At 62.5% G+C, this 19262-nt stretch carries 7 protein-coding genes; 1 reads left to right on the top strand and 6 read right to left on the bottom strand.

Annotated elements, in window-relative coordinates; genetic code table 11:
- Nucleotides 1-42 precede the first annotated feature (42 nt).
- Nucleotides 43-897, bottom strand: coding sequence for a MurR/RpiR family transcriptional regulator (locus VZC39_RS13380; RefSeq protein ID WP_349918565.1), 855 nt, complete (start codon nucleotides 895-897; stop codon nucleotides 43-45).
- 348 nt (nucleotides 898-1245) lie between these two features.
- Between VZC39_RS13380 and glk the strand changes: the two genes are divergently transcribed.
- Nucleotides 1246-2214, top strand: coding sequence for a glucokinase (gene glk / locus VZC39_RS13375; RefSeq protein ID WP_349918563.1), 969 nt, complete (start codon nucleotides 1246-1248; stop codon nucleotides 2212-2214).
- Between the two features lie 196 nt (nucleotides 2215-2410).
- Here glk and VZC39_RS13370 read toward each other — a convergent pair whose 3' ends face one another.
- Genes VZC39_RS13370 through VZC39_RS13350 form a run of 5 tightly spaced genes read right to left on the bottom strand, consistent with a single transcriptional unit; the run spans nucleotide 2411 to nucleotide 19243 of the window.
- Nucleotides 2411-4510, bottom strand: coding sequence for an HlyD family efflux transporter periplasmic adaptor subunit (locus tag VZC39_RS13370; protein ID WP_349918562.1), 2100 nt, complete (start codon nucleotides 4508-4510; stop codon nucleotides 2411-2413).
- Nucleotides 4510-5850, bottom strand: a complete 1341-nt coding sequence (locus tag VZC39_RS13365; protein WP_434663150.1) for an efflux RND transporter periplasmic adaptor subunit — start codon at nucleotides 5848-5850, stop codon at nucleotides 4510-4512. Before VZC39_RS13365 ends, VZC39_RS13370 begins: the two co-directional genes overlap by 1 nt.
- Nucleotides 5843-6613, bottom strand: coding sequence for an efflux RND transporter periplasmic adaptor subunit (locus VZC39_RS13360; RefSeq protein ID WP_349918559.1), 771 nt, complete (start codon nucleotides 6611-6613; stop codon nucleotides 5843-5845). Before VZC39_RS13360 ends, VZC39_RS13365 begins: the two co-directional genes overlap by 8 nt.
- Complete coding sequence (locus tag VZC39_RS13355; protein ID WP_349918557.1) at nucleotides 6597-8123, bottom strand: TolC family protein; 1527 nt, start codon at nucleotides 8121-8123, stop codon at nucleotides 6597-6599. The genes VZC39_RS13360 and VZC39_RS13355 overlap by 17 nt, the downstream gene beginning before the upstream one ends.
- Nucleotides 8124-8140: 17 nt before the next feature.
- Complete coding sequence (locus tag VZC39_RS13350) at nucleotides 8141-19243, bottom strand: VCBS domain-containing protein (protein WP_434663147.1); 11103 nt, start codon at nucleotides 19241-19243, stop codon at nucleotides 8141-8143.
- Between the last annotated feature and the right edge of the window lie 19 nt (nucleotides 19244-19262).

Below are 19262 nucleotides of genomic sequence, written 5' to 3'. Positions count from 1 at the left end.
AGCGAGTTGGCATAGACAGCCGGGGGATGGCCCCCCGAGCCTTCAGGAAGTATGGGGGGTATCAAAGCGGGATTCGCGCAAACCTTCTTTGACTTTCTTCAGGTTTTCGCGAAATTTCATGCCACGGCGCAGGGTAAAGCCGGTTGCCAGTACGTCCACCAGTGCCAGCTGGGCGATGCGGGAGGCCATCGGCATGTAGACGTCGGTATCTTCCGGCACGTCCATGGAGAGCACCAGGTTGCACTCGCGGGCCAGGGGGGAATCCTTGGCGGTCATGCCGATCACGGTGGCATCGTTTTCACGGGCCAGCGCGGCAATTTCCACCAGCGCCTTGGTACGGCCGGTGTGGGAAATCAACACCACCACGTCCCCTTCACTGCTGTTGATGCAGCTCATGCGCATCATCACGATGTCGTCGAAACTCACCACCGGAATGTTGAAGCGGAAGAACTTGTTCTGGGCATCGCGGGCCACGGCGGAGGAGGCGCCCAAGCCGAAGAAGCTGATCTTCTTGGACTGGGTCAGGATGTCGACGCAGCGATTGATGGCGGAGATATCCAGGCTGTTCTTGGCAGCATCCAGGCAGGCCATGGTGGACTCGAAGATCTTGGCGGTATAGGTATCGGGGCCGTCTTCCGCTTCCACGTGGCGGTTCACATAGGGAGTGCCGTTGGCCAGGCTCTGGGCCAGGTGCAGCTTGAAGTCCGGGAAGCCCTTGGTATCGAGGCGGCGACAGAAGCGATTGACGGTGGGTTCGCTGACGTCGGCCATTTTGGCGAGGGTGGCAATGCTGGAGTGAATGGCTGTCTGGGGGGACGCCAGGATCACTTCAGCCACCTTACGCTCTGATTTACTGAAACTTTCCAGATTGTTCGTAATTTTATCGAGGGTATTCATCATTACCACCAGGCATTTTTGTAATTTAGCTTCAAGTGTCTTTGCACTAAGTTCACAATTTAGCGTGTTTCTAATTGACTCGAGGACTATACAAGACAAGCTCTTATCCAAACTAACCTCGTCCCCGTAAAGTATGACTCATGTCTAATTATTTCGTCATTTAGGTTACAAACTTCCATTTTGGCGGTGAAAACGCTTACAGATGTTGCAAAGCAACAACACTGTGAGCGGGCGCACAGTTGCGTTCAACAAACCCTCTGTCGCGGGGTGCGCTCGGGTAGAATCCTTGCCAAATAATAAGATCGGGACGGTAAGGGCCGCCCCGAGTTGGTAACGAAGGAGTTTGTTATGCAGCATACCCATGCGCTGGTCGGCGACGTCGGCGGCACCAATGCTCGGTTGGCCCTCTGTGAGCTGGCCACCGGCGCGATTTCCAAGGCCAAGACTTACTCCGGCCTGGCCCATCCCAGCCTGGAGGCGGTGATCCGCCTCTATCTGGAAGAGCATGAGGTCAGGGTGAGCGAGGCCTGCATCGCCATCGCCTGTCCCATCAACGGCGACTGGGTCGCCATGACCAACCACACCTGGGAATTCTCCATTAGCGAGATGCAGGCCAACCTGGGTCTGGCCGAATTGCAGGTCATCAACGATTTTACCGCCGTCTCCATGGCCGTCCCCGTACTGGGGGAAGGGGACAGGATCCAGCTCGGTGGTGATGCTCCCGTGGCGGGCAAGCCCGTCGCCATCTATGGCGCTGGCACCGGCCTCGGGGTCGCCCATCTGGTGCAGGCCGGCGAGCAGTGGCTCAGCCTGCCGGGGGAGGGCGGTCACGTGGACTTCGCCGCCAACAGCGAAGAAGAGGACGCCGTGCTGCAGGTGATGCGTGCCGAACTCGGCCATGTGTCGGCGGAACGGCTGCTGTCGGGCCCCGGTCTGGTCAACATCTACCGTGGCCTGGTGAAGTCTGACGGCCGCGAGCCTCAGGCCTTCGCCCCCAAGGACATTACCGAGCGGGCTCTGGCCGGGGATTGCCTCGACTGCCGTCGTACCCTAAGCCTGTTCTGCGTGCTGATGGGGCGCTTTGCCGGCAACCTGGCCCTCAACATGGGCACCTTCGGCGGTGTCTATATTGCCGGTGGCATAGTGCCACGCTTCCAGGAGTTCTTCATCGGCTCGGGTTTTCGGGTGGCGTTCGAAGACAAGGGGCGCTTCAAACCCTATCTCAAGGATATTCCCGTCTTCCTCATCACTCATGAGGGGCCGGGTCTGCTCGGCGCCGGCGCCTATCTGCGCCAGTCTCTCGGGATCCGGCTCTGAGGGGCGAAGGAAACGATGTCATGGCGGTTAAGTCTTGGTTCAGTGACCAGGGCGTAGAGTGATCACACGTACTCAAGAAGACGGGGCTTCATAAGGAATTGAAACCGGTCTTCATCCGCTGGGTGCGTTTGTCACCTGACAAGCCTGAACTGTTTCACCGGCCCTCGCGGCCGGTTTTTTTATGCCCGTTTGCCCGCTAGAAGCCGCTCTCGCGCAGTAACGCGGCCAGCAGCTGGGTCAGCCCTTCCCCCAACAGACTGCGTTTCTCCCCCTCCAATACCAGCTTGCCCCGGGTCTCCCGCAGATTAGCGGGAGCCTGGTCTAGGCGAACCTGCACCAGGAAAAGCGGGTGTATGGGTTGCAGATCCTCTCCCTGCGTACTGGTGGGGATGGGGCCGCCGAAGCGGGAGCCGAGCATGGGGTGCTTGAGTTTGCCCACCCGGGTGGTGCCGAGGCTGATGAGGGTGCCGGTGAGCGGGCTGGCGGTGCCATCCGGGTAGAAACGCACCGGATCCCCCACTCGCAGCCGTCCCATGTCGTCCGCCGCCACATAGGCATCGAGCTGCCACTGGCTCGGGTCTATCAGGATCCCGACCGGATGCTGGCTGTTGAGCCACTGGCCCGGGCGCTGCTCGGGATCCACATCCAGCCAGAGTCCGTCGAAGGGGGCCGCGAGGCGTAGCCTCTCTATTTCGGCCCGGGTGGCGTTGGCCTCCCGGTATTGCACCCGGAGCCGCTCCTGGGTCGCTATCTGCTCACTCAGGCCGAAAGGATCGTCCAGCATGCCCCCAAGGCGGGCGCCATAGGTCTGGATGCTCTGGGTATTGCCCTGCACCTTCCAGTCGAGATCGGGGTCCACCAGTTGCAACAGGGCATCGCCAGCCTTCACCGGCCCTGGGGCGTGCAGGCTCTCCAGGCGGGCAGGAAAGGGGGTGAACACCAGCAGCTGACGCTCGGCCCGGGCAACCCCGACACCCTTGATCTGGCTGTGCCAGGGCAGGGCCAGCAAGACAAACAGGCTGATGAGGACCAGCCCCAGCCCGAGGCGACGGGGGCGGGTCACGCTGGTGCGAGCCTGCCACCAGTGCCTGAGCTCACGCCAGACTGGCAGCACGATAAACCAGGTGATTTCGACCATGAAGAGGAAGATCCCGAGCAGCTTGAAGAACAGGAAATAGACGGCGATGGCGATGCCGAGGAAGAGCACCAGGCGGTAGCACCAGGTGGCGATGGCAAAGGCGATGAGTGCCCGTCGCTGCCGTGGCGGGAATGGCTCGGGCCAGGGCTCCTGCAGTCCGAGCAGGCGACGGCGCAGTGCCACCCTGGCCAGCGCCGAGGCACGCTCGTGCAGGTTCGGAAAATTGAGCAGATCCGAGAGGATGAAGTAGCCGTCGAAACGCATGAAAGGGCTGGCGTTGAGCGCAAGCGAGAGGATCCAGCTGGTGGTGGCGAGGTAGAGCAAGCCGTTGCGCAAGGGGCCGTCATCGCACAGTGCCCAGCCGAGGGTGGCAAGACCTGCGAGGGATAGCTCGGTCAGGATCCCGGCGCTGGCGATGGCGAGCCGCTGTCTGGGGCGGGTCAGCTTCCAGCTCTCGCTGGTATCCGTGTAGAGCATGGGCCAGAGCACCACGAAGGCGATGCCCATGTGGGCCACCCGCACCCCCAGCCGGGTAGCGACCAGCGCATGGCCAAGCTCGTGCAACGTCTTGGCCAGGATCAGGGCGATGGCGAAGCTCAGCAGTCCATCCAGGGAGAAAGATTCCACCAGGGCGTGGGTAAAGGCATCCCATTGCTGCAGTGCCAGCATGACGCCGAGTAGGCTGGCGAGGATGACCAGCCAGGCGGTGATGGGAGAAAACAGCCAGCCAAGGTGTGTGGCCAGGCGCTGCAGCAGGGCCTGGGGACGCAGCAGGGGAATGCGAAAGAAGAGGTAGTGATGCAGCCACCAGTTGCCCTTCAGCCATGCCCGGCCTTCACTGCCCTGACGCAACCGCTCCACGGCCTGGGGACTTGGGCGCAGCAACTGATGGCGCTCGAGAAACTGGCAGAGGGCGAGGATCTGCTCGGCTTCCGGGTGCAGGGATGTCTCGTTTTGCAGCTGCTGTTGCAGGCTGCGGGGCGTCTGTCCGGCCCAGCGAACCAGACACTCGAATTCGAACCAGCCGATGCGATAGAAGCGGTTGATGACGGTGTCCTGGATGAGCCAGGCGGGCTCCCCGGTGGCGGTGCTGTCGGCCGGGCAGAGGCGCAGATCGTCGCGCAGGCTCGGCAGGGGGAGATCGGCCGGATCCAGCATCAAAGTCCGCTCCAGGCGCGCAGGGCCGCCAGCGGCCGGCGCAGCAGGTAATAGCCGAGCAGGACGCGATCGCCGTAAAGCTTGGCCGTGCCATGCAAGCCGAGGCGCGCATGGGGCGGGGCGTCCTCGATGCTGGCAAGCAGCCGATAGGCGATGACCCCTTCGGCCCCAGGCTGGGCCTGATAGCTGGTCTCCAGGATCTTGCCACGCAGGGGTTGCAAGGGATAGGCGCTGAGGAACAGGGTGACCTCGGCGCCGGGTTCGAGGGCGATGGCGTCGGCGACCGGCAGCTGGATGCGCATGGCGGGACGACCGGGATCCGCCAGTTGCATGATGCGTTCTCCGGTCACCACCGGCTTGCCGATCCAGTCGTTGACGTCGCTGAACACGGCGATGCCATCGCTTGGGGAGGTGACCTCGCTGCGGGAGAGCTGCAGCTCGACCCCCGCGAGTTCGGCCCGTTTCTGCTGGGCGCGGCCGGTGAGCAGGGTCAGCTCACGTCGGCTCTGGGGATTGTCGAAGGCACGCTGGCTGGCGGCGAGCAGTTCGGCATCGGCGACGGCCACCTCCTGCGTCAGTACTTCTGCCCGATTGCGCAAGGTGGTCTCGTCGAGCCGAAACAGCGGGTCCCCGGCCTTCACCACCTGGTTGGGGCGCACTGCCAGATGCTGGATGACCCCCGCCAAGGGGCTGCTGATCACCTGATTGGTGCGTGAGACCACTTCTGCCGGCGCCAGGGCACTCTGGCGAATGGGGATGAGCAGCATGATGCCTGCCGCAGTGGCCAGCAGGATGAGTTGGCGTCGGCTTGGCCGCCAGCTGAATAGCCTGGGTTGATGGGTCAGGCTGTGCCAGCAATAGGCCCAGGTCTGCCAGAGGCCTGGCAGCAGGGGGAGCAGGGGAGCGGGAGGTTCGGCTTCGCGCAGCAGGCAGAACAGACCGAGGCGCTCTCCCTCCTCATGCTGGATGGGAACGCAGAATACCCCCTCCGGCCACCATTCGGCCCAGCCATCGACCAGGTGATCGGGCAGGGCCAGGGCATCCCGTGCCAGCCAGACGGGCTGGTTGCCGCTGACCTGTGCATCGAGCCAGCGACTCATGCCGTCGAGCCAGATGAGGTAGGGAGAGTCTTCGCTGGGTTTGGCCAGGCCCGAGACACAGAGCAGCTCTTGTGCCTGACCGTGGCTTTTGAACACCAGCGCCTGATGGAAGGGCAGCAGCTGATACAGGTCGTTGGCCATGGAGAAGGCGAGGGCGTTGAGACTTCGGGCGGCCATGGCCCGGTCGCGCAGGGCATGGAGTGCGAGCAGTAGCTGAGGCGGAGGGAGGCGTTCAGTCATGGGACTCCATGAGTCGAGCCACGCCACTCATGCCGGCCACCAGCTCGGGGTAGGGGGCATCCAGGCGGGCTTCCAGTTCGACGGTCTGGGCCACGGCATCGACCCTGGCATTGATCTGGCTGATCTTGGCCTGATAGGGCTTGCCGGTTTCGAGCACGTTGATCTCGATGGGCTGCCCCTCCTTGAGGCCGGACAGCAGGCGAGAGGGGACGTTGAGCCTTACCTTGAGGGGACCGTCGCTCACCAGATCGAACAGCGGGGTGCCGGCAGTCATGGTCTGGTAGGGTTTGGCCTGCACCTGGGCGATGCGCCCGGCAAAGGGGGCCCTGACATCGCAGTAGCTGCTGCGGGCCCGAGCCAGGGCATCGGCGCCCTCGGCCTTCTGCACTCCGGTGGCGGCGATGGCGACCTCGAGATCCCCCACCGCATCGAGTTTGCGCAGATTGCGTTTGGCGGCGAGATCCTGGCGCGCCATCTGCAATTCAGCCCGGGCGACGCTGGCCTGAGCCTCCCCTTCACGGCAATCGAAACGGGCCAGCAGCGTGCCCTTTGGGACTCGCTGGCCCAGACGGGCTTGGAGTTCCCCCAGGGTACCGCTCATCTGGCTGGAGAGGGTGGTCTCCAGATTGGCGGCCAGCAGGATGCGGATGGCATTGGGGTCATCCTGCCAGTGCTGCTGATCGCTCTGCGGCGCGGGCGCGGCCTGGAGACTGAGCGGCAACAGCAGCAGGCACGGGAGGCAGAGGTTAGTCGACGAGGGCATAGGGTACCCCGCTATTGGAGGTCAGCAAGGCCTGGTTCTCCTGTTTCTTGATGGTCTGCTCGATGGCGTTGGCCAAGGTGGTGATGTCGTGTTGGGCAATGGCCTCGGGTTGCACATCCAGGCCGATGGAGTTGTAGAGCCGCCCCCAGGCCGCCTGTGCCTGTGAGTAAGCCGCTTCGCGCTGGTAGCGGGAGAGCAGGTAGCGCCCCTCCGAGCGGATCACCTCGAGCTCTGAGCCCTGATCGCTGGTACGGGCCGCCTGAGCGTAGTTCAGAAGACTCTTGTCGACCCGCAGGCTCTCGTCGGCGAAGGCGACCTCCTGGGCTGCCAGGTTATAACGCAGCGCTCCGACCCTGACCTGGGTCAGCACCGCCATGGAGAGGGCGACCCGGCGGGCATCGTCGGTGACCTTCTGGGAGACCTCGGTATTCTGGATGGCGGGGATGCGCAGGAACTTGAGCAGGTTGATCGAGACTTGCAGCCCGGTCTCGGACCAGTGATTGTTGTAGAGATACTGGTTGGAGTCGTAGTTGTAACCCCAGTTCAGGCTGACGTTTGGCCAGAGTTCCGCCTTGGCTATCTTGATGTCCTGCTGGTTGGCACGCTTGCGATACCACTCCTCCATGATCTCGGGGCGATTCTCCAGCGCCATCAGCTCCATGTTGTCGATGGTCTGTGCCAGGATGGGCAGCTTGGGCTCGGGGGTATCGGCCAGTTCCATCTTGCTGCCGGAGGGGAGCGACATGAGGGCGGCCAGCTCGGCACGGGCGAACTCGAGATCCTGTCGCCGCTGATTGAGCAGGGAGACAGCGTCTATCAGGGCCCGTTGGTAGGCGAGGGCCTGCTGGCGAGGCATCAACCCCTGCGTCTCGGCCTGGCGGGCCGAATCCAGGGCCATCTGGGTTCTGGCCATCAGCTTGTTGACCTCTGGCAGCAGCCGCTGCGCCCCCAGGGCGCGCCAGTAGGCGCTGCGCACATCCTGCAGCACGTTCTGGGCAACCTTGCGTCTGCGCTCCTCGGCCATCAACACCTGGTCGGCTTTTTGCTGGTTGCGGTAATAGGCCACTCCGAAGTCCAGCAGACTCCAGCTCAGGCCCAGCCCGCTCAGATCACGATAACGCTCCTGGGACGTTGAGGGGCGCAGGCTCACCTCACCATCCTCTATCCCGACCGAGGTGCCGCCGGAGTCGTTGCTGCGTCCTGCCAGTCCGGCGGAGGCCACCAGCTGGGGCAGCATCTCGTGGCTCGAGAGATCCCGCAGATCGGCGGCCAGGGCGCTCTCCATCAGCTTCAGGCGATAGTCCAGGTTGTACTTGAGGGCGCGGGCCGCCGCCTCGTAGAAGGTAATGGGGTGGTTCACCGGTTCCTGCTGGCCATACATCATCTGGCGATCGAACTGGATCCTGTCGGTCTTGTCCTGCTCGGTATAGGTCTCAGGTGGCAGAGTGCTGCAGGCGCACAGCAGCAGTGGGGTGCTGAGGAGCAAGGGTCTGGAAGCGAGTTGTGGCATAGGGTTCGTCCTTGGAATCAAGTGCCTGATCTTGTTGTTGTGACAGCATTGCGTGCGATGGTGCGTCCCGCAGCATCCTGCAACTGCCTGGTAAAACTGCTGGCCTTGCCGGTGCGCCCGTCAGCGAGATGGGGTCTCATCTGCTGGGGAGTCATGGCGAATACGGACTCATCGCTGAGCAGGCCGTCGGCATTGAGATCTATCCGCCCGTGGCGACCGAGGAAGGTCGCCAGATCCAGCTCCTGGGCAAGCCAGCTCTCCTGTACGCTCTGGCTGACGAAGGTGCCGTCGAGCTGACCCAGACCCTGGCCGATGCTCTGGCTCTGGATCTCCGGCGCCAGCCCGAAGAACAGCTGGCTGCCATCGGACTGCTCGGCGCTGGCCCCGAGCCGTAAATTGATGTTCTGTACGACAGGGGTCACGAACACCACGGGGGTCGGGTCGGGGTAAGCGTCAACGGTGCTGGTATTTCCGGATGCCCCGTCCTCATGGTGGCCAGCGGGTCCCTCGTCGGGGGGCGGAACATAGGGGGCCGAGATGTCCAGGTGGATCACCAACTGGGCCTGGTCGGTGGCATCGCTGCCATCCCCCAGGGTGTAGGTGAAGACATCCTGCAGTACCTGTCCGAGCCCGGCAGCGGCAAGCACTTCCCGGTTGGTCAGGTCGATGGTGTAGCTGTAGCTGCCGTCGGCATTGAGTGTGAGCCAGCCGTAGCGGCCTGCCAGGGGCTGGCCGAGCACGCCCCCGTCGCCGCTGCCATTCTCGGCACCGCTGCGCACGGCCACGACACGCAAGGGATCATTGGCGTCCACATCCCCGTCGTTTGGCAGTACCTGGCCCTGGGTATGGGGGGCGGGCTGCTGATCGTTGGCGACCGCACTGTCATCCTGAGCGACCGGATTGTCGTTGGCCCCTTGAATGAGTACCGTCAGCCGGGCCAGGGACTGAGCCCCGGTGGTGTCACGCATCTGATAGCTGAAGATCTCGGTCAATGTCTGGCCGGTGGTGCGCAGCGCCTCGACCTCGGGGTTGTCATTGTCCAGCAGATAACGGTAGCTGCCATCGGCATTGAGGATGAGCTGGCCATAGCGTCCCTGCAACGTCTGCCCTGCCGCGACGCTGACTCCCTGGGCATTGCTGACGGTGAGGACGGCGCGGGTCTCACCGTTCTCCGCGCTGTCTACATCGCTGTCGTTGTCCAGCACATTGCCCACCGGATCCCGCCCTGCCGTGGTGTTGTGAATGCCGCCAGCCTCGATGGCCGTGGTCTGATCGTCCTGGGCGATGGGGGTGTCATTGGTTCCCTCAATCAGCACTGTCAATTTTGCTTGGGATTGTGCTCCCAGCGTATCTTGCATCAGATAAATAAATGTGTCGGTCAGTGTCTGACCGGCGGTACGCAGCGCCTCGACCTCAGGGTTGTCATTGTCCAGCAGATAGCGGTAGCTGCCATCGGCATTGAGGATGAGCTGGCCATAGCGGCCCTGCAACGTCTGCCCTGCCGTGGCGCTGACCCCCTGGGCATTGCTGACGGTGAGAACGGTACGGGTTTCACCATTGGCCGCGCTGTCTACATCGTTGTCGTTGTCCAGTACATTGCCAGTGGGATCCCGCCCTGCCGTGGTGTTGTGAATGCCGCCAGCCTCGATGGCCGTGGTCTGATCGTCCTGGGCAATGGGGGTGTCATTACTCCCCCTGATGGTCAGGGTCAGGGTGCTGACACTGCCGTCTCCCCAGATATCGACAATCTGATAGCTGAAGACTTCGGTCAGGGTCTGATCCGGTCTACGCAGGGCTTGCACCTCGGCCAGACTGTTGTCCAGGCTGTAGTGCCACCTGCCATCGGCGTTCATAAGAAGATCCCCGTAACGACCACGCAATACCGTGCCCAGGCTGGCACTTTGACCATTGGCGTTTTGTACCTGCGTCACGGTCAGGGAATCTCCTTCAAGATCCGTGTCATTGTCCAGCACGTTGCCGTTCGGATTCAGGCCAGGCTGGGCATTGTTCAGCCCTCCGGCCTCGATGACCTGTGCCTGGTCGGGATTGGCGACAGGCGCATCATTGCGCCCGCGAATGATGATGGTGAGTTGAGCCAGATCGATGGCCCCGGCAAGATCCTGCGCCCGATAGGTGAAATGATCATTGAGGGTCTGCAAGGGCCCCAGGCCCAGTACGGCGGCGTTGGTGATGTCCAGCGCGTATTGATAGTCGCCGTTCAGATGCAGCGTCAGGGTGCCATATTGGCCCACTAGCACCAATGGCACACCCAGACTCACGGGATCGAGAGTGCCGCTGGAGGCCTCTTCCCCGGTGCGCCCCCCCGTCAGGGTGAGGAGGTCGCCACTGTCGACATCCGTGTCATTGGTCAACAGATTGCCGCTGGGGTTTCTGACGTTGCCTGCGCCATTGTCGGCGGCTGCGAGGCCAGTATTGTTCTGGGCGACCGGTGCGTCGTTGGCTCCCTCTATACGGATGATGAGCGTGCTTTGACTGCTGGCATTGTTGGCATCCCGCATGCCGTAATTGAAGGTGTCGTTTAGCACATCGCCACTGGTTCGCAAGGCCTGCACCGCAGGCAGGCTGTTATCCACCACATAGGTGTAGCTGCCATCGGCATTGAGGGTGAGCCAGCCGTAGGTACCCCTCAGTTGTGAGCCCAGGATACCGGCTGTGCCACCAATTGTGCTGACGGCGTTGACGGTCTTGGTTTCATTGAGGTTCGCCGAATCAGGGTCGGTGTCGTTGGCAAGGACGTTGCCGGTGGCGTTGCTGCCCAGGGTGGCATTGTTGATGCCGCCCGCCTCGATGGCGGTTCCGGTGTCGGCAATGGCGACCGGGGTGTCGTTGCGTCCCTCGATGGTGATGGTCAGGGTCGAGGCACTGAGCAAGCCGCCGAGATCCCGGATCTGGTAGTCAAATTGTTCTGTGAGGGTGTCCCCGGGGAGCAGTCTTTGGACATCGGGATTGGCGTTATCCACCACGTAGGTGTAAGTGCCATTGGCGTTGAGGGTGAGCCAGCCGTAGGTGCCCCTCAGCGCGGAGCCCAGGGTCCCGGCGGTACCGCCACTGGTGCTGACGGCACTGACAGTCTTGGTTTCATTCAGGTTCGCCGAGTCGGGGTCGGTGTCATTGGTGAGCACGTTGCCACTGGGATTGGTGCCCGCGGTGCCGTTGTTGAGACCACCGGCCTCGATGGCGATGGCGGTATCGGCGATGGCGATCGGGGTATCGTTGCGTCCCTCAATGGTTATGGTCAGGGTCGAGGCACTGAGCAAGCCGCCAAGATCCCGGATCTGATAGCCAAATTGCTCGGTGAGGGTTCCCCCCGGCAGCAGTGCTTGGACATCGGGATGGGCGTTGTTCACCACATAGCTGTAGCTGCCATCGGCATTGAGGGTGAGGGTGCCGTAGCGTCCGTTGATGGCGCTGCCGACCGTCCCCGTGGTCGCTTCAAAGTTGACGCCGGAGACGGTGAGCTGCTCGCCGTTGGCATCGGGGTCGGTGTCATTGGTGAGCACGTTGCCACTGGGATTGGTGCCCGCGGTGCCATTGTTGAGGCCACCGTCCTCGATGGCGGTGGCGGTATCGGCGGCGGCGGTGGGTGCATCATTGGCCCCCTGGATGGTCATGGTGATGCTGGCCTGGCTGGTGGCCCCGGCGGCATCGCGCATGGTGTAGCTGAAGCTGTCGGTGAGTGTGTTGCTGGTCAGGCGCAGGGCCTGCACCGCAGACAGGCTGTTATCCACCACGTAGGTGTAAGTGCCATTGGCGTTGAGGGTGAGCCAGCCGTAGGTGCCCTTCAGTGCTGAGCCCAGGATCCCGGCGGTGCCACCACCAGTGCTGACGGCACTGACGGTCTTGGTCTCATTCAGGTTCGCCGAGTCGGGGTCGGTGTCATTGGTGAGCACGTTACCGGTGGCGTTGCTGCCCTGGGTGGCGTTGTTGATGCCGCCCGCCTCGATGGCGGTGCCGGTGTCGGCAACGGCGATGGGGACATCATTGCTACCGTTGATGGTGATGAGCAGGGTAGTGATGTCGTTGAGGTTGCCAAGATCCATGACCCGGTAACTGAAGGTCTCGGTGAGGCTCTCCCCCGTGAGCAGGGCCTGGACGGTGGCGTTGGTGTTGTCGACGACATAGCGATAGCTGCCATCGGCCCCGAGGATCAGGGTGCCGTACAGACCGGGCACCTGGCCGCCGTTGGCGCTGGTGCTGCCCGCCGGCACATCGATGATCTGCCCAAGATCGGTGACGGGGCCCAGTGCGACCTTGTCGACGCGCTTGCTGTCGGCGTTGTCGATGTCCGTATCGTTGCCGAGCACATTGCCGGTTGCATCCGTGCCGGGCTGGCCGACCCCCTGCTCGGTGGCGCTGCCCGTATCCGGAGTTGCCACAGGAGCATCGTTGGCTCCCTGGATGGTGACGTCGAGGTAAGCCAGACTGCTGGCACCCAGGCTGTCTATCAGCGTGTAACTGAACCGTTCGGTCAGGGTGTCGCTGTCAAGACGCAGGGCTTCGACGTCCGGATGGCTGTTGTTGACCTCGTAGCGATATCCCCCGCCGGACAGCAGATAGAGAGTGCCATATTTGCCATTCAGGGTGGCGGGGATATCGGCCGAGTTCGGGGTGACGGTGTTGTTGGGGGCCGTGTCCAAACTGGTGACCAGCCCCAGATGCAGACGATCGCCATTGGTGGCAATGTCGACATCCAGGTCATTGGTCAGCAGATTGCCCTGTGGATTGTTTCCTGGCTGGTTGTTTTTCGTGCCACCGGCCTCGGTGGCAGTGACATTATCGTCTTGGCCGATGGGGGCGTCATTGATTGGCCGTATGGTAATCGCGATGCTGGTCGTGTCGGTCAGGGCATCTTCGGCATTGCCGGGGATGCCATCCCCATTCAGCTTGTCACCGAACTGGCCATTGTCATTGACCAGCACGGACAAGACGTCGCTGCCGTTGAAATCCTGATTGCCGCGATAGTTCAGGGTCAGCAGGGCCGCGTTGAGGGCACTCAGGTTGCCGGTCAATATCAGCTGGGCACCACTGTTGTTGGTTACAACGGTCAGGCCCGCGGCGCTGCCAAGAGACAAGACGCCATGACTGACGGTGAGGGTCAGGGTCAGGGCGCCGGTGCCCGCGTCGATATCGGCCACCGACAGCCCTGTGATGGTGAGGTCGGTGTCCTCATCCACGCTCTGGGCCGGTGTGGTATTGCCGAGTTCGGGGGCGTCGTTGAGCTCCACATAGCCAATGTTGGCACCATCGACATATTGACTGCCGTCGATACCGCTTTCGGTGAGGGTGACGCTGACCTGGCCAAGGGTGTTGCCATCGCTGTCGATGCGCACCTGCAGGGTGCCTGCGCTGGCATCCGTGATGGTGGCGCCGGCGGGCCCGTCGAGACGATAGACACCGGCGGGAAGGATACCAAAGGAGAAGTGGCCGCTGCTGTCTGTTGTGGCGGTAAAACTCCGGTTATCCCCGGTGGTGGCCAGATCTCCATCGGCACCGCCCCAGACCAGGGTGACGGTTTTCCCTGTCAGGCCCGGGCCATCCGGAGTGGTACTGGTGTTGGCGCTGGCGGTGTCGTTCCACAGGGTACCGCTGATGATGCCAAGACCGGCCCGGCTGGTGAGCACATAGTTGTTGAGCGTGTTGCCCGGCCCGTCCTGACCGGTACGCTCGCCACTGTCGCTGCCATCTGCGCCGACACTGGAGCCGCCCCAGCCGGTGAAGCTTTCCGGCAGGCTGGACCAGGTGAGGGTCGCATCCGTACCGGTGATGTTGGCGCCATTGGGCAGGTCCACGCTGTAGACAAGGCTCACTTTGGCGCCCACATCCAGCTGGGAGAAGTTGACCGCGAAGCTGTTGCCCTCGGTCAGGGTCACTGTCGTGCCGGGAGGGAGGCCGAAGTTGTTGCCGCCGGCACTACGGTCATAGGTGTAGGTGGTGCCGTTCAGGGTGATGGTCAGGCTGGTCAGGGCGTAGTTGCTGCCACCCGGGAAGCCATCGGTCAGGCGGGGTTCGAAGGCGATGATGCCCCCGGTCTGCTGGAAGTCTATCTGGACGTTGGCACTGCCGGCTGTACCATTGATGCTGGGAGTGAAGCCCGTGATGGTCTTGTCAAGGCCCCCCATGCCGGGTTCGATGACGCTCTGAATGACGGTGGCGCTGGTGCCACGCTGGACCAGATTGGCGGGATCCGTCCCGACATAATCCTTGGCGATGACCCCTAGTTGGGTACCCGCCTGGTTGCTCTGGACGTTGTCGACCCGGACGTTGAACTCGATGGCGATGCCTTCAAGGTTGCTATCGCCATCGAAGTTATCAATGTTGCCCAAGCGGAAAATGATGGTCTGGTTACCATCGGCGTCGGTGACGACTTGGATCTGGCTGTTGGCAAGCAGGCCTTGCAGGCCGTTGGCCAGGGTCGGGGAGATGGACTGCGCGGCTATACTGGTCTGATCGCCAAGGACGTCAGCCCCGGTGATGAGCGACCCACCCAGGCTGCTGGTGAGGGCGCCATTGGAGATCAAGGCTAGCCGGACCTGTTCCGGATCGATAAAACTGAGCCCCTTCGGCAGGCTCACCCTGAGCTCATAGTTGTCATTCTCCCCTTCGGGGATCAGGGCGACCACCTTGTAGCGCACTATCTCGCCCACCGTGACCTGCTCGATGCTGGCATCGGTGGCCCCCCCACCGGTTTCTGCCACACCGCCGACCCGGGAGATCAGAATGCCGCTGGCGATAGGGATGACCCCCTTGCTGATGACCTGGAAGTCGTTGAGCACGTTGTCGATGAGCTGGCCATCGACACCGGTACGCTCGCCAGCGGGGTCGGCACTGGTACCCTGAGTGCCGTTCAGGCTGGTCCACTGCACCTCGGCCTGGTTGGTCAGCTGGGCAAAACTGGTGGCGCTGGCATTGACGGTAGCGGAGACAGTGATGATGAGCTGCTTGCCCACCGCCATGTCGATATTGGCATCGGCCTTGGTCTGCAAGTGGTAGCCGGCCTGTGGGTCGCCCACCAGTTCGAACTGACTGCTGACGTCGACACCATCATAGATGACCGACCCCAGACTGTAGTTGCCCAGTTGGGTGGGCAGGGCATTGCTCAGACGGATGTCGAAGGCGTCCAGGGCGCCGGTGTTGCTGACGACGATGTTGAAGCTGAGGTTGTCTCCCTCCTCGAAGCCATAGGGTGGGGGCGTGGTCTGCAAGCTCTGGATAACAGTGAGTCTGGGCTCCTGAATGATGACATCGGAGGCCGGTGCCGTCGTGACTTCTCGCACGATGGGGGCGCCCGCCGCGACATCCCCATCGGGGTCCTGGTAGTGCAAGCTGGCGCCGTTGCTGAGATGGGTACCTGGCTGATTGCTCATGACGTTGTCGGCAACCAGACGCAATCTGATGGTGAAGCTGTTGTTGCCCTGGTTGTTGTCCGCGGTGGCACTACTCACGTTGAAGCTGAAGAGGGCGTCGGCATCATTCGTTCCCAGCCCGCTACCGCTCAGGGTTGGATCGCTGATGGTGCCACCAAAGCCGGTGGTGATGAGCTCATAGCCCTTGCCGCCGTTGTAGCTGGTGTCGAGCCTGAACCCTGGCGGGATAAGGTCGGTGATCTGCAACTGCTGGGTGCTCCCCTCCGGCAGGGTGACCCGGATGTCGTAACCCATGCTCTCACCGATCACCAACACATTGCCGGAGGTATGGCCGGCGCTGGACGAGGCATCCGCATCCCCGTTGATGAAGTCGATGACGAGACTGGGGGCGGCAACCTGCTCGCTTGCCGTGTCGGTCAAATCCACCGGGGTGAAGTCCAGCCCGTTGTTGACGCTGGCATAGTTGCTCAGCACGGCGCTGGTCTCCAGGGTGCTGCTGGCCCGAATATCTGTCGCTACATCCACGTCATAGGTGATGACTATCAGATTGCTACCGTTTGTGTCGGCTGTCGTGCCGCTCCGTCCGGGCAGCAGGCTGGCGACATTGCCCGCGTCCAGGAAGCTGATGGTGTTGCCGTTGACCTGATAGTCGACCCCCAGGGTCAGCTGGGTGCCATCGCCGCGATAGACCTGCAGATTGGCTAAAGCCAGGGATCCGTTGCTGAAGGTGAGACCGGCGGGAAGGTTGATGCTGGTGACGACGTCATAAGCGCCGCCGCCCCCCCGGTTCTCGATGGCCGTGGCCAGACGGAGTTTATCTGCACCGTCTATATCGACGACATCGCCATTCACCGCATTGATATCGGTGATGGGGGCGGTGAAGGGACGACCGCCGCTGCCTGGCGCGGTCCAACTGCCTGTGGTGCCGCTGACGGTACCATTGCTGGACGAGACCACGCCGTGGTTGATGGCGAGATCCGGCTCGGCGATGGAGGTGATGATGGTGACATCCGAGCTGCTGAGCTGGGTCTTGTTCAGGGTGGTGACCTGGCTGGATTGTGCCAGCACATCCAGGGTGCGTTGATCAGCGAAGGGTTGATCGCCGACTCTGAGGGTGAACTCCACCTCGATGCGGCTGCCCCCCAGCGCGCTGGTGGCATAGCTGCCGAAGTCGAAAATGAGGGCGTTGCCGGGCCCCACGGTGACGCTGACGATGTTGCCGAGGTTGGTGTCGCCGGTACCGAAGTGCCACATGCCGACCCCGGTGCCCTCGGTCCAGTTGATGGTGCTGATATCAAACAGGGGGAGGGGCAGATAGGCGGTCAGCTTGAACTGTTCATAGTCCCCGGTCACCAGGTCGTAACTGAGTCGGAAGGTGACCTCATCCCCGGGTCTGAGCTCGACGGGGCCGCCCGGGCTGTTGCTGCCATTGACGGTGGCCAGCTGGATATCGACCTGGCTGGTGGGGATGCGGGTAGTGGTCTGGGAGCTGTCGGACTCCGTGCCGCCAGTCAGGTTGGTGCTGTTCTCAAGGATGCTGGCCGTGACGGTGGCGCTGTTGCCTATGCTGTCCCCTTCATTGATCTCGCTCTGGGGGTTGCCGGCGGGCGGGGTATAACTCTGGCTGATGAGGGCGCTGTAACTCAGCAGGGCGAGGGTGGCGCCTTGCTGATTGTCATCGAAAGCCAGATCGCCGCCGAGCCAGCTCAGCAGCGGGAAGGCATTTTGCAGGGACTGGCCGATATCGAAAGTGATGGTGGTGGTGCCATCGGCATTTTGTGTCGCGGTGTAAACCAGGGCGATGGTCTCACTGGTGCCGTTGCGCATCAGGGTCAGGGTCGGAGTGCCGGTGAAGGTCTGGCCGTCGCTCAGCGTGTCAGTGACCACGAATTGCCCTTCCCCCAGGATATTTTTGCCAAAGGCAAAGTAGTCTGACAGCGCCATCTTGACGGTGTAAGCCAGGGTATCTCCCGGGCTGAGACCCGTCTTGCCACTGTCGACGCTGAGCACGACCTCTTTTTGCAGCGAAATGGATCGAGCCGTGAAGGCAATGGTGTCACCTTGGCCGCTGAAGTCGATGGTCGTGTCCGGTGGCGTCACATCCCGGCTGTCGATGGGGGTCCACTCACCGGTGGCCGTGGGAGCGGCGATGGTGATCTGGACCGCATCGCCGCTGTTGGGGTCGATCACCTGCTGGCCGTTGGCATCGGCGTCGGGCACGTAAAACTTGACGAGGGTGTCGGTGGCGGCGCTCAGGGTACTGTATTGCACCGTGAAGGCGCTGATGAAGATGAGATCGCTGTTGATGGCATTGGCCATCAGGGTCGGATTGGTGATGACCCGGCCATCGGAGAGGGTGATGGAGGTCAGGGTACCGTTGGTCCCCGGCGTGATGGCGGTGACCTGCATATTGGCCGGCAGAGCCTGGCTGATGACGACGTTGCTGAGTATCTGGCCTGCGGCCGGGGTGGCGGTCAGGGTCAGGGTATGGTTGAAGTTGGGGCCCGTGGTGGTCTCCCCTTCCTTCATGTCGAGACTCTGTTCGAACTCGATGATGGTGGGCCTGACCACGAAGCTGTGCAGACTGCTCTCGGTCAGGGTGGGATCATCTAGCGGGTTGTTCAGGGCGTCGTTGCCATACTGGAAGCCGCTGCGCACTCCTATGGTGAGCTGTGGCGTGGCCGAGGAGTAGCTGGTATCCGCCAGCTCGCTCAACCTGGCGCTGATCTGGATGGGAATGTCCGGCTGCCCCTGGGTCACACTGGCAAAGGGCAGTACCACCACCACCAGGGTATCCCCGGCACGCAGCCCCACATCGGCCGCCCGGATGATGAGGGGATTGCCGCTGCTGTCGACGGCGAGGGGGTGGGTCGCATTGCCGGAGGCGTCGAAGACGACGGTATGGGTCTGGAGGACCTGGCCCAGATAGCTTGCCTGGGTAAAGGTGATCCCATCGTTCCCGTCCTTGCCTGTACTGGGCAGATAGATATCCAGATAGGGAGCATAACCGCTCTGGCTGGCGGCATTGCGAACGTTGACGGTGAACTGGACCTCGTCACCGAGCAGCACATCGGCACTGCTTTGAGGCAGGCTGCTGCTGGGCTCGGCGTTGGCCAGCAGGCTATCGTAGCTGTGCAGCGCTGCAGCACCCAGGGCGAGTGGCTGATCGATGAGTCCCTTGCTCACCTCCAGTTGCCAGTCTCCCCCTTTGCTGATGGCGCCGGTGTCATCGCTGGATGCCCCGACATCGGCCCCAGTCCATTGTGCCAGGGCATTGACCAGCGCCTGTCCGGACTCCCCGGCACCGACTCGGCAACCGTAGAGTTGAATGTCGGCATTCTGGCTCAGATGGGATTGCCAGCCCTGCAATTGCGCACTGACGCTTGCCAGATTGTCGGCGGTGAGGGTGCGATTGCCCAGAGTGAATTGACCCGCGGAGCCGTGGGAGAGGATCTGGATGCTGTCGACCTGGCCGAGCTGCGCCAGTTTCTGCCCAATGGCGGCCAGGGCATCGGTTTGCTTGTCAATCAGCAGCAGGCTGGTGTTGCCGTCCAGGTGTTCGGTCAGTTGCTGCGCTTGCTCGATCCGGGTATCGATGACCAGCAGGTGGCGGGGTTGGGCTGTTTGTGAAGGTTCACCGTGAGCGGGGGCATCGCTTGGGTTGTCCTGGTGCTCCTGACTCTGATGCTCGGCTGCCACGGCCGCGGCACCGTCAAACAGTATGCGCGGTTCCAATGCCAACATCTGGTGTTGG

Origin of the sequence: Aeromonas sp. NJAU223, assembly GCF_051125555.1 — a bacterium.
Taxonomy (GTDB): domain Bacteria; phylum Pseudomonadota; class Gammaproteobacteria; order Enterobacterales; family Aeromonadaceae; genus Aeromonas; species Aeromonas veronii_G.
The sequence above is the reverse complement of the archived record's forward strand: the minus strand, read 5'-3'. Positions and strand labels throughout refer to the sequence as shown.